The sequence below is a fragment of the Dehalogenimonas formicexedens genome, from assembly GCF_001953175.1.
In the GTDB taxonomy this organism is placed as follows: domain Bacteria; phylum Chloroflexota; class Dehalococcoidia; order Dehalococcoidales; family Dehalococcoidaceae; genus Dehalogenimonas; species Dehalogenimonas formicexedens.
The window spans coordinates 376,095-402,466 of sequence record NZ_CP018258.1; the positions used below are offsets into that span (position 1 = coordinate 376,095).

Genomic DNA, 26,372 nt, shown 5'->3' on the forward strand with positions numbered 1-26,372 from the left:
AGCCTCGTTTAAAGGAGAATCGACATGCCCGCTCCCGTAATCGCCTTCGTCGGCAGGAGCAATTCCGGAAAAACCACTCTCCTGGAGAAGATAATCCCCGAGCTGAAGACCCGGGGCTATCGCGTCGCCACGGTGAAACACGTGCCCGGCCATCTGGTCGAGCCGGCTGATGAAAGAGACACCAACAGGCATCTGGCCGCCGGCAGCAGCACTTCCGTGATTAATTCTCCGGAGAAATTGATTTTCGTCAAAAAACAGTCGGCCGAAAGCAGCCTTTTCGATGTTGCCTGGTCGCTCAGCGATGACTTCGACATCATCCTGGCCGAGGGTTTCAAGAATTCACCGGTTCCCAAGATCCTCGTCCATAGGCGGGAGGCGGGGGCGCCCCCGGAATCTCTGAGCCGCGTCGTGGCCGTCGTCAGCGACGAACCCGTTGCCCTCGACGTCAATCGGTTTGGTTTAGAAGATGTGTCTTTAATCGCCGATTTCCTTATCGATACGGTGATCAAGCCTTCAAGGTCGAGGGTTGACCTCAGAATTAACGGGGAACCCGTGGCTCTATCGAACTACCCGGCGGAAATCATCGCCGCGGTCATGGAAACGATGGCTAAAACCCTGAAGGGTGTGGGGGAGGTCAGGGACTTGGAGTTCCGGCTGAAGAAGCCGTAGCGGCGGGGCTGGAAGGCGCGTCACCGCCCGTTATCCTCCCGGGGTGGGTGTAGACGTTCATCCGCTCGCCGCGGACGAACCCCACCAGGGTGATGTTCAACCGGTCGGCGAGTTCTATGGCCGAGCTGGTCGGCGCTGACCTCGACACCAATAGGCCTACATTCCGCCTGGCGACCTTGGAAACGATCTCCGAAGAAATACGCCCGGTGGTCAGCAGCATTTTTAACGAAAAATCGAAATTCTCCAGCAGCGCTTTGCCGAACAGCCGGTCGACGGCGTTATGGCGTCCCACATCCTCGGTGAAGAATTCAATGCTGTCCTGGCCGGCGATGGCCGCGGAATGTACGCCCCCGGTTTCCCTGTAAAGTCCGTTATGGTGCTGAAAATCACGTACCAGCTGGTATATTTGGGCCGGCCCGACTTCCAGGGTTGACGTAACGGGTTTTAAAGAACTGACATCGGCCGCCGAATACAGCGCCGCCCCCCGCCCGCACCCCGAGGAGATAACTCTTTTATAGGTCAGCTCGACGTTGGCGTTGCCAACGGTATCGACCCGGACCACCGCGGTGTTTTCATTGACCAGGAGTTCCTTGATATCGGTCGCGTTTGTAATAAGATCTTCCGAAGCCAGGTAGCCTGCCGCCAGGTAATCGAACTCCCCGGGCGAACAGAGCAGGGTCACCAGCTCTTCGCCGTTCAGGATGATGGTCAATGCCCGTTCCCGCGCTACCTCATCCTCGATGATCGAGGGTTCGCCGGCGGTAAACCGGGTTATTTGGATTTGCTGGGTCTTTTCCAAAACGAATCCTTTGAGCTTCAGGCGGCGGCTGACTCGGGCACGACCACTTTGATCGTGTCCCCGGCATGAACCTCGCCGGCCTTCAGTATCCTGGCAAAGACGCCTTCAAGGGGCATGACGCACATCCCCACCTGGCGGTAGATCTGGCAGTGGTGGTGGCATTCCTTGCCGATCTGGGTGATCTCAAGCTCCACGCCGCGGCTGGTGACCAGGTGCGTTCCCAACGGCAGGGTATAGAGTGAAAGTCCCTCGGTGGTGATGTTTTCGGCGAAATCGCCGAAGGTCAGGTCCAGGCCTTGAGCCCTCATCTTGTCGACGCTGGAAATGTCCAGCAGGCTGAGTTGCCGGTGGCTGTGGGCTTCGGCGTGGGCGTCGCCGACCAGACCGAAATCCTCGGCCAGATATCCGGAAGCGGCATCCTTCTTTTTGGTGCCGCGCTTTGTGCTGAAGCAAACCGAAAGGATTTTTCCTTCGGTGTTAACCGGTGCGTTCATATTTACCGCTTTTCCCGCCTTCTTTACTTTCGAGATAGATGTTTTCAATCGTCATTCCCCGGTCGATCGCCTTGACCATGTCGTAGACGGTGAGCGCCGCGACTGAAGCCGCGGTCAGGGCTTCCATCTCCACGCCGGTTGCGCCCTTGCAGACGACCTCGCTTCTGATGGAAAGCGTGATGTCGTCGACGAAACTGAAAGCTATCGCGGCGGAGGAAATTGCCAGCGGATGGCACAGCGGGATCAAATCCGGGGTCTTTTTTGCCGCCATGATGCCGGCCAGGCGGGCGGCGGACAGCACATCGCCTTTTTTGATAGTTGATTCTTTGATGGCCGTCATGGTTTCAGGTTTCATCACCAGCGTGGCTACGGCGACAGCGCGGCGTACCGTATCGTATTTCTCGCTGATATCCACCATGCGGGCGGCGCCTGAGCTGTCGACATGGGATAATTCCAAGATCTAACCTCCGATCTGCCTCATCATTTTCTCCGGTATGATTCCGTCGGAGAGGTGGTGTCGCGCCGGTTTATTCATTATAGCCCATTGGAGAGCCTGCCTGATCTCGTCATCGGTCAGGTCGCTGCGCAGCATCGGTTTCAGGTCCAGCTCTGAATCGTCCAGCAGGCACAGACGCAATTTGCCGTCAGCCGTAAGTCGCAGGCGGTTGCAGTTGTCGCAAAAGCAATTGCTGACCGGTTGGATGAAGCCGATTGTCCCCTTGGCCAGCGGCAGCCTGAAGTAATTAGCCGGTCCGCTGCCATGCTCACGCACCGGTTCAAGTTTCCCGACCGACGTTTCGATAGCTGTTTTCATGTCGGCGACGGTGACTGACGCGGAGCCTTTGGCAAAAGGCATCTGTTCGATAAAACGCACGTTGGCTCCGCGGTCGATAGTCCAGCGGGCAAAATCTATGATTTCGTCGTCATTCACCCCGGGCATGACCACGGTGTTGACCTTGACCGGGTTCAAGCCCGCTTGTCTGGCGGTTTCGATCCCGGTCAAAACGCGTCCCAAGTCGCCTCCGCGGGTTATCTCCCTGAACCGTTCAGGTTTCAGAGAATCGACGCTGACATTGACTCTCCTTAGCCCGGACTTTTCAAGCAGCACCGCCCAGCGTTCCAGGAGGGTGCCGTTGGTGGTCATCGAAATTTCGTCGATGCCGTTTAGTTGTTTCAACATTCTGATCAGCACGTCGATCTTCGGCCTGACCAGCGGTTCGCCTCCGGTCAATCTGATATGGGAGATGCCCATGCCGGCGAGAATGTTCGCGACCCGGGTGATTTCCTCGTAAGTCAGGATTGCGTCATGCGGCAAATTATCACACCGGCCGTCGCCGCAGTAGACGCAGCTCAGGTTGCAGCGGTCGGTAACTGAGATCCTCAGGTAGTCGATCCGCCGGTTGTGCCCGTCATAAAGCTCGGTAGGGCAGCGGGAGGCGTTAGCCTGAGAAGCGGCCGGGGCGGTCAGGCTTTGAAGGCCGAAGTTGTTGGAATAATCGGGCATAATCTTTTGTTGGGGATGGGAATCCGGTTCGAATGCTTTAATTATATGAGTATTAGTACTTAAGGTCAATGACACCGGGATACGTATCCAAAATTGTTGCTAATTGCCCTATTTCCAAAACAGGCGTTATAATGCGGCTATGGGACACATTGAACACGAAGCACTTGCCCCGAAATCCGTCAGCGTCGCCGTGATAACCGTCTCGGATTCGCGTACCCTGGAAACGGACGAGTCGGGACGGTTGATTAAAGATGTCCTTATCAACCATTCGCACAGGATTCATTCCTACCACCTCTTGCCGAACAACACGCCAGGACTGGACTCTCTCATGGAGGATCTGCTTGGGAGCGCCGGTATTGACGCGGTGGTAATCACCGGAGGCACCGGGCTTTCACACAAGGACATCACCATTGAAACCGTGTCGCCTAAGTTCCAAAAAAGAATGGACGGCTTTGGTGAACTGTTCAGGTCGCTCAGCTACCAGGAGATTGGCGCGGCCTCGGTCCTTTCCAGGGCGGCCGGGGGCATAACCAACGGTAAAGTGGTTCTTTGTCTGCCGGGATCCGCCGCGGCGGTGAGGCTGGCGCTTGAAAAAATAATCGTTCCCGAATTACCCCATATGGTAAGAGAGGCATCGCGTTGAAACCTTTCGGCAGGCTGCTGGATTTTGATCAGGCACGGGAGATGTCTCTCGGGCTGGCAAACCCCGTCGAGCGCACCGAAACCATACCCATCGATTCGGCGCTTGACCGCATCCTGGCGCAGGACATCACGGCCCGCGTCTCGGTGCCGCCGTTTGACCGGGCGGCGATGGACGGGTACGCGGTCATTGCCGCCGACACTTTCGGTTCCTCCCGCAATCAACCTAAAAAGCTGCCTTTGGCCGGAGCCGTTTTCGCCGGGGATTCTCCGGAGGAAGCGCTAAGAGCCGGGAACGCCTTCCAGATAGCTACCGGCGCCCGGCTGCCCGCCGGAGCCGACGCCGTTGTCATGGTGGAAGAAACCGAACTCGACGGCGGTACGGTCAATATATTGAAGGCGGTATTCCCCGGGGGCAATATCGCCCGGGCCGGAGAAGACATCCAACAGGGATCCGTTTTACTTGTCGCGGGTACTCAACTGAATCCCGGCAAGGTGGGGATGCTCGCTTCTCAGGGGATTACCGAGGTCGAGGTCTTTGAAAAACCCCGTGTTTCGGTGGTCCCGACCGGGGAAGAGATAGCCGCAACGGGCAGCCCTCTGAAACCCGGCCAGATCTGGGACATCAATTCCCACACCGTTTCGGCCGTCGTCCGTCAGAGCGGCGGCCAGGCGACCATGTCGCCGATAGCGCGTGATCAGGCGGATTCACTCCGTTCCTCGATACAAGAGGCTTTAAAGGCAGACATGGTCATCATATCGGGAGGGTCTTCGGTGGGTGAAAGGGATCTGATGTCGCAGATTTTGGCGGAGATGGGAGAGGTTCTTTTCCACGGCATCCAGGTCAAGCCAGGAAAACCGACACTGCTCGCCAGGGTCAATGGCAAACCTGTTCTTGGGCTTCCGGGGTACCCTACCTCGTGCCTTATAAACGCCTATCTCCTGGCATCGCCGATGATCCGTAAAATGGCGCGGCGGAAACTCGACCAGGGACTCAGGTTGGAATTGCCGCTCGCGGAAGCCGTCCCTGGCTCCGTAGGCCGCCGGCAGTTCCTTCCCGTTCGGATAACGGAACAGCGGGCCAAACCTATGTTCAAAGAGTCCGGGGCTATTACCGCGACGGCGCTCGCCGACGGTTATATCGATATCCCCGCCAATGTGGACATCTTGCCCAAAGGCGAACTGGTCACGGTCAACCTGTTCTAGCCGAACCGGTGAGCTAAAAGATTGGCCGCCGCGGGTATTCGCTTTAGATCAATGGGGTAAGGCGTGAATATTAGCTGTATCATACTTGCCGGCGGCAAAGGACTCCGCCTCGGTAGTGATAAAGCCCTGGAGAAAGTCAATTCCCGGACGCTTATCCAGCATTCGGTTTCCGTGTTACAGGGTTTGGGTAACGAAATCATCGTCGTTACGGCTCCTGGAAAGACACAACTGGGGTTGGAGGATTATCCGGCTGTCAGGATTGTCGAAGACTCCGCCTCGGGTAAGGGGCCGCTGATGGGGATTTATGCCGGCTTGTCGGCCTCGACCTCAGATTTGAACCTGGTGGTCGCCTGCGACATGCCTTTTTTGAATCCGGAATTGATCAAATATATGGTATCTGTGTCGGATGGCTATGACGCGGTTATTCCCAGGATCGGCGCTATGTTGGAACCGCTTCACGCTGTCTACCGCCGCGCCGCAAAAGATGCGGCCGCTGAACTCATCGGCCAGGGAATGTACTCTCTTCGCCAGCTGTTGGCCAAGGTTCGTGTTAAGTATATAGAAGAACAGGAGATCGACTCGCTTGATCCGGGGCGCCTCAGTTTTTTCAATATCAATTTTCCCGAGGACCTTACGAAAGCCAGGGAACTTCTTCGTGAAAAGCCACCTTCCAGTTGATTTTATTCTTGGAATCCGCTCTTTATATCTAAGGTTATGATATTGTTATTATTTTTCGAATGACTGAAGCAGGTTTTTGGTCCGCTGGCTATTGCGGTTATAAGGGGCTGGTGCTATCATTACGGATTGATAGGACTAGTACTTCTGATACATTCGATGTGATAGGTCTAGAACTAAATCATCGATGTTAGTAAATGTCCAAGAATAGCAACAAGCTAAGGAGGGTGCATGACAACGGAAATCAGCAGGCGGGACTTTCTAGCGGCAACCGGCGGAGCGGCCGGGTTGCTAGCCACCGCCAGCCTGGCGAAAGCGAACCCGGGCGTCGATTCCTCGAAACCACTGGATAATCGCCCGACATGGACCAAAGAGACCTACACCATTTGCCCTTATGACGCGTCAGGGTGCGGTTTCTTTTGCTACACCGATGACCAGGGACGCCTGGTGAACATTGAGGGCGACCCGAACCACCCGGTCAACACCGGAGGCGCCTGCAGCAAGGGCGCGGCCATTTCTCAAATCCATAACAATCCCCGCCGGTTGCAAAAGGTCCTTTATCGCAAACCGGGCGGTACGGATTGGGAAGAGAAAGATTGGGATTTCGCGGTTACCGAAATCGCCAAACGCATCAAGAAGACCCGCGATGAAAACTGGATCGAGACCAATTCCCGCGGCAAGCTGGTCCGGCGGACTGAGGCCATCGCCCACGTCGGCGGCGCCGCGCTCGACAACGAAGAATGCTACATATTACATAAAGCGTTGAGGTCTATGGGCCTGGTGTATATTGAACACCAGGCGCGTCTCTGACATTCCTCCACTGTCGCCAGTTTGGCGGAATCGTTTGGACGCGGCGCTATGACCAACCATTGGACTGATGTTGCCAATGCCGACTGTATCCTGATCATCGGCGCAAACCCGGCTGAGAATCACCCGGCGGCCTTCAATCATATTGAACGGGCTATCGACAGGGGCGCCAAGCTCCTGGTGGTAGACCCCCGGTTCAACCGGTCGGCGGCCAAAGCTGATGTCTACAGCCCCATGCGGTCCGGCACCGATATTGCCCTGATCGGCGGTATCATCAACTTCGTCATCAAGGATATCGAAGCCAATCCGGGCAACTACAATCTTACCTATATCTCCGAATACACCAACGCGCCCCATCTCCTGAATCCGAACTTCAAGACCCCGGCCGATCTGAATGGTTTGTTCTCCGGTTACAACGAAGCCAACCGAAGTTACAACAAAGCTGATTGGACGTACCAGGTGGATTCGGCGGGCATTCCGCTGAAAGATAAAACGCTAAAAGACCCGAATTGCGTCTTCCAGGTAATGAAACGCCATTTCGCCCGGTATACCCCGGCCAAGGTGCTGGAAATTACCGGTATTCCGACCGATAAGTTCGATGTCATCGCGCGTACCTTCGCCGCGACGGGCAAAGTCGGCAAGGCCGGTACCATCATGTACGCCATGGGCGCTACCCAGCATACCAACGGCACCCAGATCATCCGGGGCTACGGCATCCTTCAATTGCTGCTTGGCAATGTCGGCGTGGCCGGAGGCGGCATCAACGCCTTGCGCGGAGAATCCAATGTCCAGGGCTCGACCGACTATGCCCTCCTCTTCGGCAATCTGCCGGGTTACTTGAAGCAGCCCCTGGAAACCGATGCCAGTCTGACTTCATTCTCCAACGCCCCCCGTGCTTTCACGGTGGCTACCGAGCCAAAATCCCTCAACTGGTGGAAGAACACCCCCAAATACACCACCAGCCTTTTGAAGAGCTTCTATGGCACCAGCGCCACCAAGGACAATGATTTCGGCTTCCATTGGCTGCCCAAGAATGACACGGGCGCCAACTATTCCTGGATTCCCCTGTTCAAGAATATGTATGAGGGCAAGATCAAAGGGCTCTTGTGCTTTGGCATGAACCCGGCGGTCAGCGGTCCGAACCAGGCCCAGACGGTACAGGGGTTGGAGAAGCTCGATTGGATGGTGGTTACCGAGCTCTGGGAGACGGAGACAGCCAACTTCTGGAAGCGCCCCGGCGCTAATCCGGCTTCCATCAATACCGAGGTATTCGTGCTGCCCGCCGCCTGCTCTTATGAGAAGGAAGGTTCGGTCACCAACTCCTCCAGGTGGATGCAGTGGCGCTACAAAGCCGTGGAACCCCCGGGAGATGCCAAAGATGACGCTTACATGATCATCCGCATCCTCCAGGAACTGCGCAAGCTTTACAACGCTGAAACCAATCCAGACCTCAAGCTCAAAGCCGAGCCCCTCACCAAGTTGGACTGGTGGTATGATCCGAACGACCCCGAGCTGACCCGGAAGATCGCCAAGGAGATCAACGGCTACAATCTGACCACCGGCAAGCTGGTGACCAACTTCACTGCCTTGACCGACGACGGGAACACCAGCTGCGGCAACTGGCTCTACAGCGGCAGCTGGGTCGAACCTGAAAACCTGGACGCCTATGAGAAGGCCCATCCGGAACTGTTCCCTGCCGGACTCGTCGGTAACCGGGCGGCCCGGAGGGATATCGCCGACGCTCATCCTCTTTCCATCCTGGATGCCGCCGGCCAGCCGGTCAAAATCGGTCTCAACAGCTACTTTGGCTGGGCCTGGCCGCTAAACCGGCGCATCATCTACAACAGAGCATCGGTCGACCCGAACGGGCTTCCGTGGGATACCGAACACCCGGTGATAAAATGGGATGGCGCCAAATGGCTCGGAGATATCGCGGACAGCGCCGCGCCGCCTCTGGCCCTGGCGACTGGCATCCTGCCCTTTATCATGCAAGCTGAAGGCGTGGCCAGGATGTGGGGTCCGGGTCTGGCTGACGGTCCCTTCCCGGAGCATTATGAGCCGTGGGAGAGCCCCGTAGCCAACGCGATGAACACCAATCCTCTGGCTCAATTCGATCCGACGTTCAGGATCTGGGAAGGCGGACTCGATGTCCGGGGCAGCGCCGCGGACTACCCGATAGCCTGCACCACTTTCCGGGTCGTCGAGCACTGGCAGGCCGGCGGTCTGTCCCGCAACCTGCCCTGGCTGGTTGAACTGGTACCACATCCCTACGTGGAGATCAGTCAGCAACTGGCCGAGGAAAAAGGCATTAAGAGCGGTGACCTGATCAAGATAACCTCTGCCCGGGGCTCTGTAGAACTCGCGGCCATGGTCACCGGGCGTATCAAGCCTTACAACCTGGCCGGTAAGATCATCCATCAAGTGGCCATACCCTGGCACTGGGGTTGGGCCGGTTTATCCCAGGGTTTGTCGGCTAATGTCCTGACACCCAATGCGGGTGACGCCAATACCATGATTCCGGAATCAAAAGCCTTCCTGGTCAAGATCGAAACCACCGGGAAGACGGTTGAAATGGATGAGAGGACCGGCCGGGCCAAACCGATCGAACCTCTGCTTATAAAGAGAGGGAGCTAAGAAGATGGCAAAAGGACTGCTTATCGATACTGTCAAGTGTACCGGTTGCCGGGGTTGTCAGAGCGCCTGCAAACAATGGAACCTCAATCCGGCGGTAGAGACCAAGTTCTCTCCGACGATGACCAATCCCCCGGAAACCAACGCCTATACCTTTGTTCACGTCGAGTTCTACGAGGGCACCAAGAGCAACGGAGACCTTGACTGGACCTTTGTTTCCAAGAGGTGCATGCACTGTGAACATCCGGCTTGCGTCTCGGTTTGCCCCGTCGGCGCGCTGCAAAAACTAGATTTCGGTCCGGTTGTCTGGGAAGAAGGGCGCTGCATCGGCTGCCGCTACTGCCAGAACGCCTGCCCGTTCGATATCCCCAAGTACACCTGGTTCGACGAGAACGGCAAGACCGATCCCTGGCCCAAGATCGCCAAGTGCACCCTGTGCTGGGACCGCCAGCTAAACAAGAACCCTTCCGAAATTCCGGCCTGTTCCAAGACGTGCCCACCCAAGGCTATCCTTTTCGGTGAACGGAATGACCTGCTGGCCGTTGCCAAGAACAGGATAGCCAACTCGCCGGACAAATACTTCAACCACATCTATGGAGAAGAAGAAGCCGGCGGCACCCAGGTGCTGTTCATTTCCGGTCAGAATCCCCAGGCTATCGGGTTCCCGAATGTTGAAAAAGAAAGCTATCCCGGTTTCACCTGGGAATTCCTGAGCCGGATCCCGTACGAGATCGCGGCGCTCGGCGCCTTCCTGGTCGGCACTTATGTCTGGCGCAACAATAGAATCAAGAAGAAAGCCCTTGAGGAATCTGCCGTTTCTAATTCGAAGGGAGGAAACCACTAGTGAACAACAAGAATATACCTCTCTTCAGCTTCTGGGGCGTCGTCCAGATCCTGCTGGCGCTGGGCGCCCTGGGCGTGCTCGCCGCCAAGATGATCTGGGGCCTGGGGGCGGTGACCAACCTGTCCGACAACTGGCCCTGGGGACTCTGGGTCGCCTTCGACGTCGGCATCTATATCGCCTCGGCGGCCGGCGGCTTCGTTCTGGCGGCTCTGGTCTACATCTTCAAGATCGAGACCTTCCGTCCCCTGGTCAAGCCCGCCATCCTGATCGCCGCCCTGGGCTACACCATCGGCGCCCTGGGCATCGCCGTCGACCTTGGCCGCAGCCCGCTCATCGTCCACCCGCTGTGGATGTGGCAGCCCAGTTCGATCATGTTCGAAGTGGCCTGGTGCGTCATGATGTACCTGACGGTGCTGTACCTTGAGTTCTCGCCCAACGTCTTCGCCCGCTTCGGGCTGCACAGGGCCGAAACCGTCCAGCATGCCCTGGCCGTACCGCTGGTCACCTTCGGCATCCTCCTGTCCTTCCTGCACCAGTCGTCCCTGGGCGCCCTGTTCCTGATCACCCCGGAACAGCAGCCGCTGTGGCACCTGCCGCTCATGGGCTACCTCTTCGTCATCTCGGCCATGTCGCTGGGCCTTTCGGTGCTGACCATTTTTACCATCGTCACCGCCAAGTCATGGAAACTGACGCTGCGGTTGGACGTGCTCTCCAAGGTCATGTCCATCGCCGCCTGGATACTGGTCGTCTACTTGGGCCTGAGGATCTGGGATACCGCCCAGTCCGGCCACTTCTCGGCCTTCAAGTTCGACACCTACGGCTTGCTGTACATCGCCGAGGTGGGCCTGGGCATGATTGTCCCGGTCATCCTCATCGCCATGAAGAAGGTCAGGGAGTCCAGGGCTGGCCTCCTCTGGGCATCATCGCTCATCTTCTTCGGCATGCTCTTAAACCGCATCAACACCCTGGTGCTGTCGCACGCGGTCTACCGCCAGGGCAGCTACTTCCCGACGGTGTGGGAGTTCATCTTCACCCTGGGTCTCATTGCCGGGGCCATCTACGCCTTCAGGCTGGCTGCCAAGTACCTGCCGCTCTTCGCGGATAACAAGGCCGGCTTGCCCGAAGCGGTAGCCAAGACCAACCCGGTGGTCGTAACGGCCTAACCCTCACCCTCGAGTGCATCCCAAGTGGAGCGGTTCGGAAGAGCCGCTCCACTGTTTTGTGCCGGAAAGATTCGTTGTTTGCGTTTTTTCAATGAAAGTTTTATGAAGGAACGAATCATCCATTTTCAGCTTTGGCCCAATCGCGGGATTCGTTCCCAATAACGAGGGAAAACCAATCTGCCACAAATCCGAAATCCGAATATTAGCATTTAGCATTTAGCGTTCCGCGTGGGTACGACGCGGCGGGCGACCGCAGGTCGCCCAAACATTTCAACGCCGTTGCCACCCGTGAAAACAAAGGAAACAATTCACCTCCATGATTTACGTGGCGAGTGGAGGGCTTCGGAGTTACTGGGGGTAAATGTACAGGTGTGCTAATATTCATGGAAAGTATTATAGCACCAGTGTTCTCGAAGATGTCAAGCGTCTCGTGACGTTTTTGGTGCCATTTTCAAAAAATATTTTACGGTACGTTTTCATTTTTGAGAAACTGCAAAGCCATTGGGCAAGAAAACTGCTGGCACTATCGCAAACCAAGATTTAGTGAAAGTATGATCAACAATAGCTTGAAATGTTATGATTAGGCCGCTTTCGCATATGAACATCATTATTAAGGTCTTTTTGCGCCAACATAACTTTATTCTTCTAGTCGCGATCATAGCGGGTTTGTGTTTGCCGTCTGTTTCCAAACACGGAGAAGGTCTAATTATCCCAATGTTGGTTTGCGCTATGTCATTATCTCTAAGTCGAATCAGTCTTTCTGAGGTACTCGCCCCGAGTCACATGTTCAGACCCCTTGTTATTTCCCTCAGTTTAAATTTTCTTCTTTTAGGAGGATTAAATATCGCTCTGGGGTATTTAATGACCAACGACCCAATCCTCCGTGCTGGTTTTGTTATCCTCGCTGCGGCACCGCCATCTCTTACCATCCCACCTTTCAGTTACAATCTGAAGGGAGATATTGCTATTTCATATATTGGTACGGCAGGGGGATATGTTGCCGCAATATTTATCTTACCGTTGCTTGTCTACGTTTTCCTTGGCAATGAATATTCCGGCAATCAATTGTTTGTTATTTTGGGACAACTTATTGTTTTACCTCTCGTACTCTCCCAAATACTTAGATTATCCGGCCTGATTAAATACACAGAGAAAAATACTGGCTGGATAATCAATTGGTGTCTGGCCATTGTCATTTTTACTCTTATTGGGTTAAATCGTGATCTCTTGATGACTTCATCAAATTTGCTTGTGGTGACATCACTCACAGCTTTCATAACTATCTTTGCCCTTGGTGAACTGATTTTTCGAATATGCCGCAAATTGAACGTTATACCTTCCAAGGCAATAAGCTACATGTTACTTGGTTCCATGAAGAAATGAGCAGGTGCAAGCGCAATTGCCTTCGTCCTGTTTGGCAACAATGCTGCAATGCCGGCAATTGTCGCTCTTATCGTTGGTTTCTTGTACTATTTTTGGTTGTCATTCCGCTTTAGAGGTTTGTTGGTTTCTAACTCATAAGATCCAGCTGTTACCTTTCTGGTACTATTTGTTACTCTAACGCAGAGATTATAGTGATATAATGGGCATAAGGGTTGATCATGTTTGAACTTGCGCATACTAGTAGTCCTTGGGATTGGTGCTATTCATCTAGGGCAATCAGTGAATCTCCAGTAAATGGAATGAATCAGTCTGAATTGATTCGTTTACTTGATAGCACCATTCTTTCATGGAACGCCAGAGAAATTAGGCCGTCTCACATCTACTCAATCATTGATCTTGTTAACCAGCGTATCAAAGCATTGAAAATTACCTGGTTAAACAGAGAATCTCTACCAATATGCTACTTTTCGAGCCTTCAAACAATAGGCGCACTAATGACAAAAGCCTATCTAGAGACGCACAATATCGCCACCTCGTTTCAGGGCATCTCTAGTGAAGATGATTTAAAGTTACTTATTAATAAATGGAAAATCGAGCAACCAAGAGCTATCATTTTTAGTTTCTCGTCTTTCCAATATATTAACCTTGTCCAAACATATGTCCCCCAATTGAGATCTTTAACTAATAAAGCGTTTGCGGGCGGATTGATATTTTCACTTGACAAATCGCTGATGAAACATTTTCCAGGTTTCTATTTTCCGCCAGATTTGCCAAGCTTGATTGAATCAATAGTTAAGGAGGACAAATGATTAAAAACCAGATTGGTATCATTTCATGCTCCTCCATTATCACGCAGGTTAGAAATAGCATCTGTTTCAACAAAGAATATAAATTATATCCCCTGGTTCCTTCCTGCATGTTCTCAATTTCTTCTGATTTAATAAGACATGTCTTTGACCAAGCTTGTTTAGAAAATGACGTTGCCTTACTCGTCTATGGAAATTGCCACCCTGACCTGCAGAATATCCTGCGCCAATATTCAAAAAGGATTATTAAGTTAGAAGGCGACAGTTGTTGGGAGATGTTGCTTGGTAAGGAAATAGCCCAGGATTATTTAGCTAAGGGTTATTGGCTCCTGAAAAATGCGCTATGTACCACGTGGCGGAAAGAGGTTTTCATTTCTTACGGTGCGAATAGCGAGCATGGAAATTTAATTCGAGATTGTGGAACAAAGAAAATACTTGCTTGTAGATTTGAGCCAGATAAACCTAAAGAGCAGGATGTCTCCTCGTTTTCTCAAGCTTTTGGGGTCCCTTACGAGATCAGGGAGTGCGACACCTCTGGTTTCCAACACTTAGTTATGAACGGTGTGAAAACTGCAGGTGAACGAATAAGTAAAGGCGGGTTCATACAAACGAAACGAGACCATTCACGATGTAAAACCCCGATCGGGACCATCAATGAAGCGAAATTTAAGCTCAATACTTTGAGCAATAAATTGGTTTTTGTCAGCCCAAAAATATTTCAATTACTTGGCTTTCTCCCTGGCGAATTCAAACGATTGTACACCTCGAATCCTGACGGGATATTCTACTTTGACGAAGATACATTCCGCCAGGTCTCAACGAAGCGCTTTTCCTATTTTGCTCAATGTTTGTCTCGCGGCATTCAATTGCCGTTTAACATAGAATACCGAGTGCGTCATGAAAATGGCTCGGTTCTTTGGGTTAGAGAATGTTTCTCCCCTACCTACAACAACGACGGCACCCTGAATCCATGTTTTATAGGCAAACTCGAGAATATCACGGCTTGGAAAGAAACCGAAGATGAGTTAAAGAGATTATATCAAAAAGAGACCCAATTGCGAGTCGAGCTCGAGGAGGAGATAAAACGACGCGTCGAATTCACTCGCGCTCTTGTCCATGAACTAAAGACGCCACTAACCCCCATTCTATTGGCTAGTGATACTCTGTCCAATATGAATGGTGATAACCAATGGCGACCATTGGTAAATAGTATTAACCACGGTGCTCATGACTTAAATAGCCGGATAGACGAACTACTTGATCTAGCGCGTGGTGAAGTCGGTATCTTGCGTGTTACTTCAAAACCATTTCAGTTAAACGATGCCGTAGGTGATGCGGTCGAATTCTATGTGGCTAAAGCGAAATTATTCAACCAAACGATTGCTTGTCATCTAGATTCTAAACTACCAAAAACAATGGGTGATCGAAAGCGTATTACTCAAGTAATATCTAACCTACTCGATAACGCGATAAAATATTCAGGGGATAACTCGCAGATCACTATCTCGACGCGTGTCGAAATGAACGACATATTGTTTTCAATTGTTGATAATGGTCCCGGGATTTCTGAAAATAGAATCGCTGACATTTTTAATCCCTATAAATGTTCCTCCAATTCTCATCTTAGTGGCTTGGGATTGGGTCTTGCCTTGTCAAGAATGATTGTTGAAAAACACCTTGGGCGGATTTGGGTTACAAGCAAAATAGGAACCGGGAGCGCATTCCTCTTTACGCTGCCACTCGCTTGATTTTACCTGGGAACGAACATGAAATTACTTATAATTGAAGACGATCCCAATATCGTTGATACAGTTTCTTATGTTTTAAGTATGGCATGGCCAGACATTCATGTTACTTCAAGTTCAAATGGCAATAGCGGTGTGGCATTAGCCGAGAAGCTGAATCCTGATGCAATTTTATTGGACCTTGGTTTACCCGACATTGACGGTTATGAAGTATTGAAACAGATACGGACTTTCTCTTTTGTCCCAATTATCATTATCACTGTCCGGGGCGATGAAAATGCTTTAGTAAAGGCTTTTGCCCTTGATGCCAACGATTATTTAGTTAAACCATTCCGACAGATGGAACTCATTGCCCGTCTAAAAGCAGCTTTAAAAAAACGCAGGTTACTTGAAGAAGACTTATCGGTCACCTACTCAAATATCCGATTCGGTGCCTCAATTCAAGAAGTATATCTTGGGGATAATCGGGTATTTCTCACAGCAACCGAAGCCAGGTTACTCTACCACCTAATCAGGAAAGCTGGCCAAATTGTTACAAATGCGGAATTATCCGAAATACTCTGGGGAGATTATATCTCTGGCTCCTCGGATAATATTAAAAACTACATCTGCCGTCTCCGGAAAAAAATCGAAACTAAACCGGATCAACCAGAAATCATTCTGAATAGACGGGGTATAGGGTATATGATCCCTCCCCCTCATTAGAGCTATCCGAACTGTTCCGTTTACCCAACTGTTACCATAATGCACTATACTGGTGCCCCAAATAACCCCTGTGTTTACACCCATCCTATATCATGATTCCTAGGAAATTTGATGGAGGGTGTAATGTCGATCAATCATTCAACAGTGAGTCGTCGTGATTTTATGAAGGGGTTGGGACTAGCGGGCGGAGGGATTGGAACCTTAGCAGTAGCAGGTCCAACATTTAGTGATCTGGATGAATTGTTGTCTGAATCAACCGCAGGCAATAAACGGGATTGGTGGATCAAAGACCAAGATGAACCGACGGTGGAAATTGATTGGTCTATGATGCAGCGGCATGACGCAACCAAAATACCCCAGGTTTCCTATGCCAATTACGTTGGCAAAGACGTGGCTAATGCAAAGGGTGCCAAACAAAAAGAAGATCGTAAACAGTGGATATTGGAAAATAAATCCGGTTACACTTTAAAAGACTATGCGTTATTTGATGCGGCTGCGTACGGTTGGCAGGTAGGTTTTTCACATGATTTTTTTGGAGACACGACAGTAACACCTTACGGTATGGGTAAACCAGGTGATCTTGGTGTGCCTATTTGGCAAGGAAGCCCTGAAGAAAATTCGGCTATAATCCGGAAAGCTTTCCGGTTTCTTGGAGCCGGAACTGTTTCTGTAGTTGAGTTAAATGATAATCATAGAAAGCTAATTGACGGTGTTGATTGGGACGGTAAAAACATCGTTTTTGAGGAAGTTGAGACAGCTTCTGAAACGACGACTAAACGCGTCATACCGAATAAATGTAAATGGGCCATCGTTTTTTCTCTCCCCATGTCAGAAGAGATGAACAAACGGGCACCCACTTTGCTTGGGGATGCGACAACCGCACTCTCATACTCTTTGAGTACTTTGTTCCAAATACGGGCTCAACGATTTGTCAGGATGCTCGGGTATCAAGGGTTGGGAAGTTATCAATTCGTGAATAATGTCAGTATCAACCCTGCTCTTGCTGTTGTTAGTGGATTAGGCGAACAAGGTCGCCTCGGTCAATGTATAATGCCTGAGTATGGGACAATGGCTCGATTGGGAAGCATCATTACAGACCTTCCGCTGTCTCCTGATAAGCCTATCGATGCTGGTATATGGCGTTTTTGCCAAACGTGTAAACTATGCGCTACCCATTGCCCTTCAGGAGCATTAAATCCCGATGATACCCTATCATGGGATAGGAAATATGAAGGGAATCATCCTGGGAAAAAAGCGTTCCTTTGCGACGGAATAAAATGTCGCACCTACTGGTTCGAATCAACAAGTCTATGTTCAATTTGCGTAGCCACTTGCGTTTTCGCCAAAAAAGACAAGGCAGGTATCCATGAAGTGGTTAAAGCAACGGTTGCTACCACACCAATATTTAACACAATATTTAAGAATATGGATCAAGCATTTGGTTATAATTATGCCAATAGGGATCCCGAATCCTGGTGGGACCTTAAAACGCAACCAATGTTTGGTTTCAATTCAAATATTTAGGCCGCAATCCGCAGGTACCCTCACAAGATAACCGAGGGGTTTTGGTCCCTCGGTTATCTTGTCCAGACGCCGCCGGATATTGTCCCCCATTCAGCTGAAGTCAGACTAACAGGATGAGAGATCTAATAGCAAATCAGACCGTTGAACTCTCGTTTTGTTTGGGTCTTAGTCATTGAGAATGGCCTGTGTTTCTGAGAGAGACTAACACTCTTTCATCACCATCCTAACAGGTTTACGATACAATCTCTGCATTTGTGTCCTACTCTCCAAATGATTGACGTACGAGATCGCTACTAATGACAATCTCAGCAAAAAGGGAGTGCCTAATTAGGCACTCCCTTTTAGAACAATGAATAGAGAGCCACCGCTGAATCGATTACTTTTCGATCATCACTTCGGTAGATTTGATGACCGCGGTTACTTTGTCTCCAACCTTCAAATTCATGTGTTCGGCGGAGGCACGGCTGATAATGCTGACCACCTCGACATTTCCGGTATCAACTACAATCTCAGCCATAACCGTGCCCAGTTTTACACTTTTGACCATACCTTTGAATTGATTGCGAGCGCTAAGCATTAAAATCCTCCTTTTTAACTTCCTTTTACAATCATACCCTATCAGCTATCGTTTAAGAACCTGGGAGGCGCTCCGCGTGTCAGGGGATATTGGCCGAATTGGGATACCCCTGGCTCTCCCAGTAGCCCAAGAATTCGGTATCCGATGACACCTCGATGCGGGTCACCCACTTGGCCCACTTGTAACCGAACTTGGACATCGCCACCACCTGAAAAGGGAATCCGCGGTCGGGCGTAAGGGTGATGTCATTGTCTTTCAGGGCGAGGATGATGTTGTTATCCAATATGTAGCTGAGATTGAGGGACGTATAGCCCGAGGGCACGTCAGTGGTGTGAAAGATGATGATTTTTCCTTCGGATTGGATTCCGGCCGCATTAAGAATGTCGACAAGAGAAGGACCGGTCCATTTCGCGGTGAATTCCCAGCCTTCGACACAGTGAAGGTTCATCAATCGGGATACCTGCGGATAAGCCTCCAGGTCGGCGTAACTCAAACTCAAGGGATGGTCTACCAGGCCGTCCACGGTGAGAATGTATGAGGCCCGGTCAATGTACTGGGTGCCCTTCAGGGCGTTGTTGTTTTGGCCGCTTATGGGAGTCAATTTTGTCCCCTGGAATTCCCTGGCTTCCCCCGGAAGGTATTCTTTCGGAGCGCAGGATGAAAGGAAGAGCGACGCAACGGCCAGGCAGTAGATCAGCCAGAATCTTCTCAACATGTGTCCCGATCTCTAAAAAATTTGGATTATAGCCAATAAGATTATGCGCCGGGGTGAATAAAATTGGAATTCGTATCTTTACGGATTTCCTGAAAATTTAATACTATTTTAACGGGAGCTTTATTGGCCATATGACTGTCCGCTGTGATTCTGGGGCTACCCTTGCTATCATTGAATGGATGGTCCAACCGCTGAATTCAGACACCGCCAAAACCGCCCCGGATTTTGTGCTTAGAGATACCGCCGGGCGCGAGTTCGGGCTATCTGATTTCAAGAACAAGTCTCCCGTTGTCCTGGTGTTCAACCGGGGATTTTTCTGACCGTACTGCCGCAGGCACATGGCGCAGTTGCGCCAGCGGTACGGCGAATTCACCCGGCGCGGAGTCGAGGTGGTGGCCATCGGGCCTGAGAACCCGGCTCAATTCCAAAAATGGTGGAAGGAACACGACATGCCCTTCCGGGGGCTTGCCGACGGCCCGGAACACCGGGTAGCCGGGCTTTAAGCCCAACGGGTCAAGACCCTGATAGGACGGATGCCGGCGGTGCTGATCGTCGATAAGCAAGGGCTGATCCGCTATTCCCATTACGGGGAGGCCACGAGCGATATTTCCTCGACCGATGAAGTCCTCTCCGTCATCGACCAGCTGGACCTGGAAAGCCCTGGGGCTTGATCAGGTGTCGAGGGCGTCTCTGACGCTGGAAACGAATTCTCCCAGCCGGTTCAGCGAGAAGTCCGCTTCGATCATCTGCAGCAGGCGGCTGCCGATGATGACGCCGTCAGCGAACTCGGCGATGGCCCTCGCCTGTGCCGGAGACGAAATGCCGAAACCAACCGCCAGGGGATGGCGCGCTTCCCTCCTGACCGTGGCGGCGAACTGCGGCAAATACCCCGGGACTCCGTCGCGGGCGCCGGTTATCCCGGCCACCGAGGTCAGGTAAATGAACCCGCTTGATTTTTGGCATACCGCCGCGATGCGGTCAGCTGTGCTGGTCGGCGCCAGCAGAAACACCAGGTCGACTCCGCATGCCGCCGCCGCGGCTCCAAGTTCGCCTGACTCCTCGGGCGGCAGGTCGGGGATGATCAGGCCGTTGACGCCGGCTGACTGGCAGTCGCGGCAGAATCGCCCGACGCCATAGCTCAGGACCGGGTTGTAGTAGCTCATGAAAACCAGGGGCAGGTCCGTTTCCTGGCGCAACCGCGCCGCCATCTCGAGGCAGGCGGCGGGGGTAATGCCGTTCATCAGCGCCCGGTGGCTGGCGGTCTGAATTACCTGGCCGTCACCGATGGGATCCGAGAAGGGAATGCCGAGTTCGATGATGTCGCAGCCGGCGTTTCCCAGGACCCTGGCGGCGCGGAGGGTCGTCTCGGGGTCGGGATAACCCACCGTCAGGTAGCCGATAAGCGTTTTTCGCCTACGGCTGAACTTGGAAGCAAGATGGCTCATTCCAGCGCTCCTAACGCGTTTATCACTATGTCCATGTCTTTATCGCCTCTGCCTGACAGGCAGACGAGGATGGTTTGCCTGTCATCCATCGCCGGGGCAAGCTTCACCGCCTGGGCGATGGCATGGGAGGACTCCATGGCCGGCAGGATGCCCTCGGTCTCCGACAGTAGCCGGAACGCGGCCAGGGCTTCCGCGTCATCGACGGAAACATACTCTGCCCTGAGGCTGTCTTTCAAAAAGCTGTGTTCCGGCCCTACGCCCGGATAATCGAGTCCGGCGGAAATGCTGTGGGTTTCGGCAACCTGGCCGTTTTCGTCTTGCATCAGGTACGATTTGGCCCCGTGGAGCACGCCCGGCCGCCCGGCGGAAAGGGTGGCGGCGTGCCTGCCGCTGGCCAACCCCGATCCCCCGGCCTCGACGCCGATGAGATTGACGGAAGCATCGCCGATGAAGGGATAAAACATGCCCATAGCGTTGCTGCCGCCGCCGACGCAGGCGATAACGCGGTCCGGCAGCCTGCTGGTTTGCGATACCATCTGGTCCCGGGACTCTCTCCCTATTACCGACTGGAAGTCCCTGACCACCATCGGGTAGGGGTGGGGACCCACGACGGAACCGATAAGGTAATAGCTGTCCTCGGGGTGGCTCACCCAATCACGCATCGCTTCGTTGATCGCGTCCTTGAGCGTCCGCGACCCCGAAGCCACCGGCCGGACCTCGGCGCCCATGAGCCTCATCCGGAAAACGTTCAGCGCCTGGCGTTTGACGTCGTCTTCTCCCATGTAGACGACACATCGCAAGCCCAGCATGGCGCACACCGCCGCCGTGGCGACACCGTGCTGCCCGGCGCCGGTCTCGGCGATGATCCGCTTTTTATTCAGCCGTTTTGCCAAAAGCCCCTGGCCTAATGCGTTGTTGATCTTATGCGATCCGGTATGCGCCAGATCTTCACGCTTGAGATAGATCTTTGCTCCACCGAGGCGTCGTGACAGGTTTTTGGCGTAATACAGCGGCGTCTTCCGTCCGGCGTAATCGGCAAGCAAGGCATCGAGTTCGCTTCGAAATGACGGGTCGCTTTTCACCTGCTCGTAGCCCGCGGTGAGACCGGCCAGCGCCGGTACCAGGGTCTCCGGCACATAGCGCCCGCCGTAATCTCCAAAATAGCCTCGTTTATCGGGCAGCATTTGTGACTCCTTTCAGTTTCGCGTCCGCCTGGCGTACGGCGCGGATAAAGGCCATGATTTTAGCCGGGTCTTTCCGGCCGTGGCTTTCCACGCCGCTGGAAACGTCCACGCCCCAGGGGTGATAACGTAAAATCAGTTCTTCGACATTTTCCGGGGTCAGACCTCCGGCGACCATGATTTTGAGCGCCGGGCTCAAGTTTTCAAGAATAGCCCAATCGAATTTTTGTCCCGACCCGCCGAATGATCCCGGGGAATGGCGGTCGATCAGGTGGATGTCGCGCGCGCCGGTCGCGGCGATGCGGCATTGGATCTCCTCGGCGGCGCTGGTTTGATCGATACGGGTTGCCCGGATGATCGGCCGCGTGATTCGCCCGCAATAATCTCCGTCCTCATCGCCGGAAAGCTGGATGACGTCCAGGTGACAAGCTTCAGCGGTATGGTTGACTTTACCGGCGGTCTCGTTCACGAAGACCCCGGCGATCTTCGGGCGTTTTGCCTGGGTTAGTATAGTGCGCGTAAGCTCAACGGCCTGTTCCGGAGTTATCCGCCTTCGGCTGTCGGCAAAAACCAGACCAATAAAATCCACACCCAACCGCATGCAGAGGGACGCGGTCTCCACGTCGGTTATGCCGCAGATCTTGATACGGGTCATCGCGCCAATTCCTTGAGCTTAAGGCTGATATCCGGCGCGGTCATCAGCGCTTCGCCGACAAGCGCCGCGTTCACGCCAAGCCGGTTGAGGTATTGGATGTCCTTGCCGCTCGAAATGCCGCTTTCGCTGACCACCAGCCTGTCGTTTGGAATAAAGGGGCGCAATCTGGCGGCTGTTTTCAGGTCCACTTTGAATGTTTTCAAGTCCCGGTTATTGATGCCTATGATCCCGGCGCCGCTTTCGAGAGCGGTTTGTATTTCGGGTTCATTGTGGCTCTCGACGAGGGCTTCCATTCCAAGCGAACGAGCCAGATCGAGTAATGAGGTGAGTGCCGACGGCGACAGGATTGCCACGATGAGAAGAATAGCATCCGCCCCCAAAACCCGGGATTCATATACCTGGTAGGGATCGATGATAAAGTCCTTGCGCAGTAACGGCGGCCGGTTGCCACCCAATTCGTTGGCGATTGTTTTCAGGTAATCGGGGCTGCCCTCGAAATACTTCTCTTCAGTCAATACCGAAACAGCCGCGGCGCCCGCTCCGGCGTACTGGCGGGCGATCTTCAACGGTTCAAAATCAGCCTTGATCACGCCTCTGGATGGCGACGCTTTTTTTACCTCGGCGATGATTTTCACGGTGTTCCCTGATAACGCTCCGGCGAAATCCAGCGGCGGGGGGCAACTCTCGGCCTGCCGGACGATTTCAGTCAACGGGATGCGGCGTTTTCGTTCGGTGAGAGCGGTTTTTGTCGCCGCCACAATCTCATCAAGCAGCACGGCGCATCTCCAGCATCTGGGTTACTTCGATGAATTTTTCCAGTTTAGCCAGCGCCTTGCCGCTGTCGATGGCATCCAATGCCAGATTCACTCCCTCGCCCAGCGTCTTGACCAAATTAGCCGCCAGCAGCGCCGCGGCGGCATTCAACCCGGCGGCGTCTCGAAAAGCCCCGGTCTCGCCCTGGAACATCCGCAGCATCGCCGCGGCGTTCCACCGGGCATCGCCGCCTTTGACGGCCTCCACGGAGTAACGCGGCAGTCCAAGGTCCTCGGGCGATACGGTGTAACGGTGCAGTTCGTCGTTGATCAATTCACAGATGTGGGTTTGCCCCGTAACGGTGAGCTCATCCAATCCCTCGCCGTGAACGACAAGAGCGTGGGTTCCGCCCAGCGCCCGCAATGTCGCCGCGATTTTGAGCATCAGGTCTTTATTGGGTACGCCTATCACCTGGGAGGACGCGCCGGCGGGATTGCACAGCGGCCCCAGCAGGTTGAATACGGTCCTGATGCCGATTTCCTTGCGCGGCGGCCCGGCGTGTTTCATCGCCGGGTGGAACACCGGGGCAAACATGAAGGCTACGCCAACCTTATCCAGGCACTCGGTTACTTCGTCCGGCAACAGGTTGATCCTGACGCCGAGCGCTTCCAGGACATCGGCGCTGCCGCATTTGGAGGACATGGCTCTGTTGCCGTGCTTGGCCACCCTTGCGCCGCAGGAGGCTGAAACGATAGCCGCGGCTGTCGATATATTGAGGGTGCCCGCCCCATCCCCGCCGGTACCGCAGGTATCGACAACCGGACCGCCTGAAGCAACGGGCAGGGCTTTAGCCCGCATTGTCCGGGCCAGGCCGACCATCTCATCGATGGTTTCTCCCTTGCACCGCAAGGCGGTGACAAAAGCGCCGAATTGGGCTGGAGTCGCCTGCCCGTCCATGATCTCCGCCATGACGGCGGAAGCCTCGTCGGCTGAAAGGGACTTTCCGGTCACCAGGGTTTCGATGGCTTCTTTGATCATCTTGAGTCTCCTTCAAGGAAGTTGCGCAGAATATCGGAACCGTGTTCCGACATGAACGATTCAGGGTGGAACTGGACGCCCTGCGCCGGGTACTCCCGATGTTTCAGTCCCATGATCTCTCCGTCGTTCGTCCAGGCGGTTACTTCCAGGCAATCCGGCAGAGTGTCGCGGCGGACGGCCAGGGAATGGTACCGGATCGCCGGGAACTTCTTTGGTAATCCCTTAAATACCCCTTTTCCGGTGTGTTCGATAACCGAAGCCTTGCCGTGCATGACCGATTTGGCCGGTATGATCTCCCCGCCGTAAACGTAACCCAGGCACTGGTGGCCGAGGCACACTCCCAGCACCGGCGTTTTAGGGCTGAAGTGCCTGATGACCTCGTTGGAGATACCCGCCCGGGCAGGGGATGAAGGTCCCGGCGAAATGACGATTTTTTTCGGCGACAACGCTTCTATGCCCGCGATGTCGATCTCGTCATTGCGTTTGACCGCTACCTCGGCGCCAAGTTGACATAACACTTGATACAGGTTGTACGTGAATGAGTCGTAATTGTCGATCAGCAGAATCATCTCGCCTCCTCCATTCCTGAGGTTTCAGCCTGGTTGACCGCCTTGAACAATGCCTGCGCTTTGTTGAGCGTCTCGAAATATTCGGACTCGGGTTGGCTGTCATAAGTTATGCCGGCGCCGGCCTGGACATACGCCTTGCCTTCTTTGGCGATCATCGTACGGATGGAGATAGCCATGTCCATGTCGCCGGTATAGCTGAAGTAACCCGCCGCCCCGGCGTAGGGACCGCGTTTCTCCGGCTCGTGTTCGGCAATAAGCTGCATCGCCCGGACTTTTGGCGCGCCGGAGACGGTGCCCGCCGGGAACGCCGCCCGGAGGGCGTCGAAACAAGTCAGCTCGTCCCGCAGTTTCCCCCTGACGTGGCTTACCAGGTGCATCACATGGGAATACCGTTCGACGTTCATCAGGTCGGACACCTCGACCGTGCCCGGTTTGGCCACCCGGCCGATGTCGTTACGGCCGAGGTCGACCAGCATGATGTGCTCCGCCCGTTCCTTCGGGTCAGCCTGGAGTTCGGCCTCGAGGGCCAGGTCTTCCGCCGGTGTCGCCCCGCGCCGCCGGGTTCCGGCCAGGGGCCGGGTTGCCACCTCTCCGTTCTCCACACGAACCAGGATTTCCGGCGAGGCGCCGATGATCTGAAAATCGCCATAGTCGAGATAGAACATGTAGGGGGACGGGTTGATGCTGCGCAGGGCGCGATAAATATCGAAAGGCTTGGCGCTGGTGGCGCGCGATAATCTTTGTGAAAGGACAACCTGGATGGCTTCGCCGGCGGTGATGGCTTCTTTGATTTTGATGACGCTGTTTTCGAAGGCCTCTTTGGTGATCAGGGAAGTGAACTCGGCGCCGGCTGTGTGAACGCGGCCGGGTGGAACCGGGATTTCCAGCGGGGCGGCCAGGCGCCGGCAGAGTTCATCGATCCGGCGGGTAGCTTCAGAGTAAGCGGTGTCCGGATTACCTTCCAGCGATGCCAGCGAAACGACGCTGATACGGTGGGCAAGATGGTCGAAGACCAGGAAAGTGTCCACCAGCATGAATACCGCCTCCGGAAGGCCGAGTGAATCGTTTTGCGGCGAAGGCAGTTTTTCGAACTTGCCGGCGGTTTCGTAGGCGCAATAACCCACCGCCCCCCCGCAGAAACGGGGCAGGGCGGGGTTGGGTACCAGCCGGCGTCCGGCGAGTTCCTTCTCGAGACGTTTCAGCGGATCGTCGCCGGAACCGCTCTCCGCCGCCAGGAGCGCGCGCGGTTCGGTGCCGATAAAGGAATAACGGGCAATTTTCTGACCGCCTTCAACACTTTCAAGGAGGAAAGACGGACCGCCGCGGGATATCTTGAGGAAGGCGGATACCGGGGTCTCCAGGTCAGCCATGATCTCCCGGCTGATGGCCACCAGGTTACCGGAACCGGCCGTTTTCCTAACGTCTTCCAGGGTTGGCCTATACATCTCTGCCTCCGCGACCAAATAAAAAAGCCCTCGCCACTAGGGGCGAAGGCTCAAATACCTCGCGGTGCCACCCTGGTTCGATTCAAAAGCCTTAGGGCTAAAGAATCAATCTCTTGTCGGGTACGGTCTAAGACGATACCCTGGGCCGTTTAACGGCGCCCTTCCCGGCGAAGCCTACTCGAATCTCTTTCGGTCCGCAGCTCCCCAGTCCATTCAACCCCCGCGCAACTGCCGGCTCACACCTAACCCGGCTCTCTGAAGCCCGCCTGACGTTTACTCGTCTGGATCAACGCTTTTAAGTTGTTAAATTACCTTCTAAAGTAGCTCATTCCAGGCCGGGTTGTCAAATCCGACCCAAGGAATTTGATCATTGTTTGCGTTTCCTGTTATCCGTTCTTGG

The 26,372-nt window shown here is 53.8% G+C and carries 27 protein-coding genes, 1 pseudogene and 1 other annotated feature; of the genes and pseudogenes, 15 read left to right on the forward strand and 13 right to left on the reverse strand.

Going from position 1 to position 26,372, the window contains the following annotated elements:
* The first annotated feature begins 24 nt into the window (after nt 1-24).
* On the forward strand, nt 25-669 hold the full coding sequence (gene mobB, locus Dform_RS02025; RefSeq protein ID WP_076003550.1) for a molybdopterin-guanine dinucleotide biosynthesis protein B: 645 nt from the start codon (nt 25-27) through the stop codon (nt 667-669).
* Here the strand turns inward: mobB and fdhD are convergent.
* The 4 genes from fdhD to moaA are packed head-to-tail and all read right to left on the reverse strand — an operon-like array spanning nt 635 to nt 3,466.
* Nucleotides 635-1,468, reverse strand: a complete 834-nt coding sequence (fdhD, locus tag Dform_RS02030; protein ID WP_158513450.1) for a formate dehydrogenase accessory sulfurtransferase FdhD — start codon at nt 1,466-1,468, stop codon at nt 635-637. The genes mobB and fdhD overlap by 35 nt on opposite strands.
* 17 nt (nt 1,469-1,485) lie before the next feature.
* Entirely contained in the window at nt 1,486-1,962 is a 477-nt protein-coding gene (locus tag Dform_RS02035) for an MOSC domain-containing protein (protein WP_076003552.1), read from the reverse strand.
* Complete coding sequence (gene moaC, locus Dform_RS02040) at nt 1,946-2,419, reverse strand: cyclic pyranopterin monophosphate synthase MoaC (RefSeq protein WP_076003553.1); 474 nt, start codon at nt 2,417-2,419, stop codon at nt 1,946-1,948. The genes Dform_RS02035 and moaC overlap by 17 nt, the downstream gene beginning before the upstream one ends.
* Before the next feature lie 3 nt (nt 2,420-2,422).
* On the reverse strand, nt 2,423-3,466 hold the full coding sequence (moaA, locus tag Dform_RS02045; protein WP_083635310.1) for a GTP 3',8-cyclase MoaA: 1,044 nt from the start codon (nt 3,464-3,466) through the stop codon (nt 2,423-2,425).
* A 139-nt stretch (nt 3,467-3,605) separates the two neighbouring features.
* Between moaA and Dform_RS02050 the strand changes: the two genes are divergently transcribed.
* The 11 genes from Dform_RS02050 (at nt 3,606) to Dform_RS02105 (ending at nt 17,594) form a co-directional block, all read left to right on the forward strand.
* Nucleotides 3,606-4,109 carry a MogA/MoaB family molybdenum cofactor biosynthesis protein gene (locus Dform_RS02050; RefSeq protein WP_076003554.1) on the forward strand — a complete coding sequence of 168 codons (504 nt, stop codon included), beginning with the start codon at nt 3,606-3,608 and terminating at the stop codon, nt 4,107-4,109.
* Nucleotides 4,106-5,311: a molybdopterin molybdotransferase MoeA gene (locus Dform_RS02055; RefSeq protein WP_083635311.1), complete on the forward strand. Its 1,206-nt coding sequence runs from the start codon at nt 4,106-4,108 to the stop codon at nt 5,309-5,311. Before Dform_RS02050 ends, Dform_RS02055 begins: the two co-directional genes overlap by 4 nt.
* A 63-nt stretch (nt 5,312-5,374) precedes the next feature.
* Nucleotides 5,375-5,989 carry a molybdenum cofactor guanylyltransferase gene (locus Dform_RS02060; protein WP_076003555.1) on the forward strand — a complete coding sequence of 205 codons (615 nt, stop codon included), beginning with the start codon at nt 5,375-5,377 and terminating at the stop codon, nt 5,987-5,989.
* Between the two features lie 228 nt (nt 5,990-6,217).
* A complete protein-coding gene (gene fdnG, locus Dform_RS02070) occupies nt 6,218-9,427 on the forward strand; it encodes a formate dehydrogenase-N subunit alpha (protein ID WP_083635312.1) in 3,210 nt (1,069 codons plus the stop codon).
* Between the two features lie 4 nt (nt 9,428-9,431).
* Complete coding sequence (locus tag Dform_RS02075) at nt 9,432-10,268, forward strand: 4Fe-4S dicluster domain-containing protein (RefSeq protein ID WP_076003558.1); 837 nt, start codon at nt 9,432-9,434, stop codon at nt 10,266-10,268.
* Nucleotides 10,268-11,431 carry an NrfD/PsrC family molybdoenzyme membrane anchor subunit gene (nrfD, locus tag Dform_RS02080; RefSeq protein WP_076003559.1) on the forward strand — a complete coding sequence of 388 codons (1,164 nt, stop codon included), beginning with the start codon at nt 10,268-10,270 and terminating at the stop codon, nt 11,429-11,431. The genes Dform_RS02075 and nrfD overlap by 1 nt, the downstream gene beginning before the upstream one ends.
* Nucleotides 11,432-12,028: 597 nt before the next feature.
* On the forward strand, nt 12,029-12,814 hold the full coding sequence (locus tag Dform_RS02085) for a hypothetical protein (RefSeq protein WP_145925508.1): 786 nt from the start codon (nt 12,029-12,031) through the stop codon (nt 12,812-12,814).
* A gap of 218 nt (nt 12,815-13,032) precedes the next feature.
* Nucleotides 13,033-13,623: a hypothetical protein gene (locus Dform_RS02090; RefSeq protein ID WP_076003561.1), complete on the forward strand. Its 591-nt coding sequence runs from the start codon at nt 13,033-13,035 to the stop codon at nt 13,621-13,623.
* Nucleotides 13,620-15,368 (forward strand): ATP-binding protein, encoded by a 1,749-nt coding sequence (locus Dform_RS02095; RefSeq protein WP_076003562.1) that lies wholly within the window; start codon nt 13,620-13,622, stop codon nt 15,366-15,368. Before Dform_RS02090 ends, Dform_RS02095 begins: the two co-directional genes overlap by 4 nt.
* 18 nt (nt 15,369-15,386) lie before the next feature.
* A complete protein-coding gene (locus Dform_RS02100) occupies nt 15,387-16,070 on the forward strand; it encodes a response regulator transcription factor (RefSeq protein WP_076003563.1) in 684 nt (227 codons plus the stop codon).
* 123 nt (nt 16,071-16,193) lie between these two features.
* Entirely contained in the window at nt 16,194-17,594 is a 1,401-nt protein-coding gene (locus Dform_RS02105) for a reductive dehalogenase (RefSeq protein WP_076005032.1), read from the forward strand.
* 376 nt (nt 17,595-17,970) lie between these two features.
* Here Dform_RS02105 and Dform_RS02110 read toward each other — a convergent pair whose 3' ends face one another.
* Nucleotides 17,971-18,171, reverse strand: a complete 201-nt coding sequence (locus Dform_RS02110) for a TOBE domain-containing protein (protein WP_076003564.1) — start codon at nt 18,169-18,171, stop codon at nt 17,971-17,973.
* Nucleotides 18,172-18,250: 79 nt separating this feature from the next.
* Complete coding sequence (locus Dform_RS02115; protein ID WP_076003565.1) at nt 18,251-18,886, reverse strand: molybdopterin-dependent oxidoreductase; 636 nt, start codon at nt 18,884-18,886, stop codon at nt 18,251-18,253.
* Nucleotides 18,887-19,017: 131 nt separating this feature from the next.
* On the opposite strand from Dform_RS02115, the gene Dform_RS02120 reads away from it, so the two are divergent.
* The 3 genes and pseudogenes from Dform_RS02120 to Dform_RS11335 all read left to right on the forward strand — a co-directional run bounded on the left by Dform_RS02120 (nt 19,018) and on the right by Dform_RS11335 (nt 19,557).
* Complete coding sequence (locus Dform_RS02120; RefSeq protein WP_076003566.1) at nt 19,018-19,206, forward strand: thioredoxin domain-containing protein; 189 nt, start codon at nt 19,018-19,020, stop codon at nt 19,204-19,206.
* A gap of 12 nt (nt 19,207-19,218) precedes the next feature.
* Nucleotides 19,219-19,389, forward strand: a pseudogene (locus Dform_RS11330) (redoxin domain-containing protein); the annotation flags it as partial.
* A gap of 30 nt (nt 19,390-19,419) precedes the next feature.
* A complete protein-coding gene (locus Dform_RS11335) occupies nt 19,420-19,557 on the forward strand; it encodes a hypothetical protein (RefSeq protein ID WP_158513452.1) in 138 nt (45 codons plus the stop codon).
* On the opposite strand, the gene trpA is transcribed toward Dform_RS11335, so the two are convergent.
* From trpA to trpE, 7 genes are read right to left on the reverse strand one after another with little or no spacing between them, the layout of a single operon-like run.
* On the reverse strand, nt 19,558-20,331 hold the full coding sequence (gene trpA, locus Dform_RS02130; RefSeq protein ID WP_076003567.1) for a tryptophan synthase subunit alpha: 774 nt from the start codon (nt 20,329-20,331) through the stop codon (nt 19,558-19,560).
* Complete coding sequence (gene trpB, locus Dform_RS02135; RefSeq protein WP_076003568.1) at nt 20,328-21,515, reverse strand: tryptophan synthase subunit beta; 1,188 nt, start codon at nt 21,513-21,515, stop codon at nt 20,328-20,330. Before trpB ends, trpA begins: the two co-directional genes overlap by 4 nt.
* Nucleotides 21,502-22,167, reverse strand: coding sequence for a phosphoribosylanthranilate isomerase (locus Dform_RS02140; RefSeq protein ID WP_076003569.1), 666 nt, complete (start codon nt 22,165-22,167; stop codon nt 21,502-21,504). Before Dform_RS02140 ends, trpB begins: the two co-directional genes overlap by 14 nt.
* Nucleotides 22,164-22,943: an indole-3-glycerol phosphate synthase TrpC gene (gene trpC, locus Dform_RS02145; protein WP_076003570.1), complete on the reverse strand. Its 780-nt coding sequence runs from the start codon at nt 22,941-22,943 to the stop codon at nt 22,164-22,166. Before trpC ends, Dform_RS02140 begins: the two co-directional genes overlap by 4 nt.
* Complete coding sequence (trpD, locus tag Dform_RS02150) at nt 22,933-23,958, reverse strand: anthranilate phosphoribosyltransferase (protein WP_076003571.1); 1,026 nt, start codon at nt 23,956-23,958, stop codon at nt 22,933-22,935. Before trpD ends, trpC begins: the two co-directional genes overlap by 11 nt.
* On the reverse strand, nt 23,955-24,527 hold the full coding sequence (locus Dform_RS02155; RefSeq protein WP_076003572.1) for an anthranilate synthase component II: 573 nt from the start codon (nt 24,525-24,527) through the stop codon (nt 23,955-23,957). The genes trpD and Dform_RS02155 overlap by 4 nt, the downstream gene beginning before the upstream one ends.
* The gene (trpE, locus tag Dform_RS02160; protein ID WP_076003573.1) at nt 24,524-25,972 is read right to left on the reverse strand and encodes an anthranilate synthase component I; all 1,449 of its coding nucleotides are present in this window, start codon (nt 25,970-25,972) and stop codon (nt 24,524-24,526) included. Before trpE ends, Dform_RS02155 begins: the two co-directional genes overlap by 4 nt.
* Nucleotides 25,973-26,007: 35 nt before the next feature.
* Nucleotides 26,008-26,271: a binding site (T-box leader), on the reverse strand.
* Nucleotides 26,272-26,372: the final 101 nt, after the last annotated feature.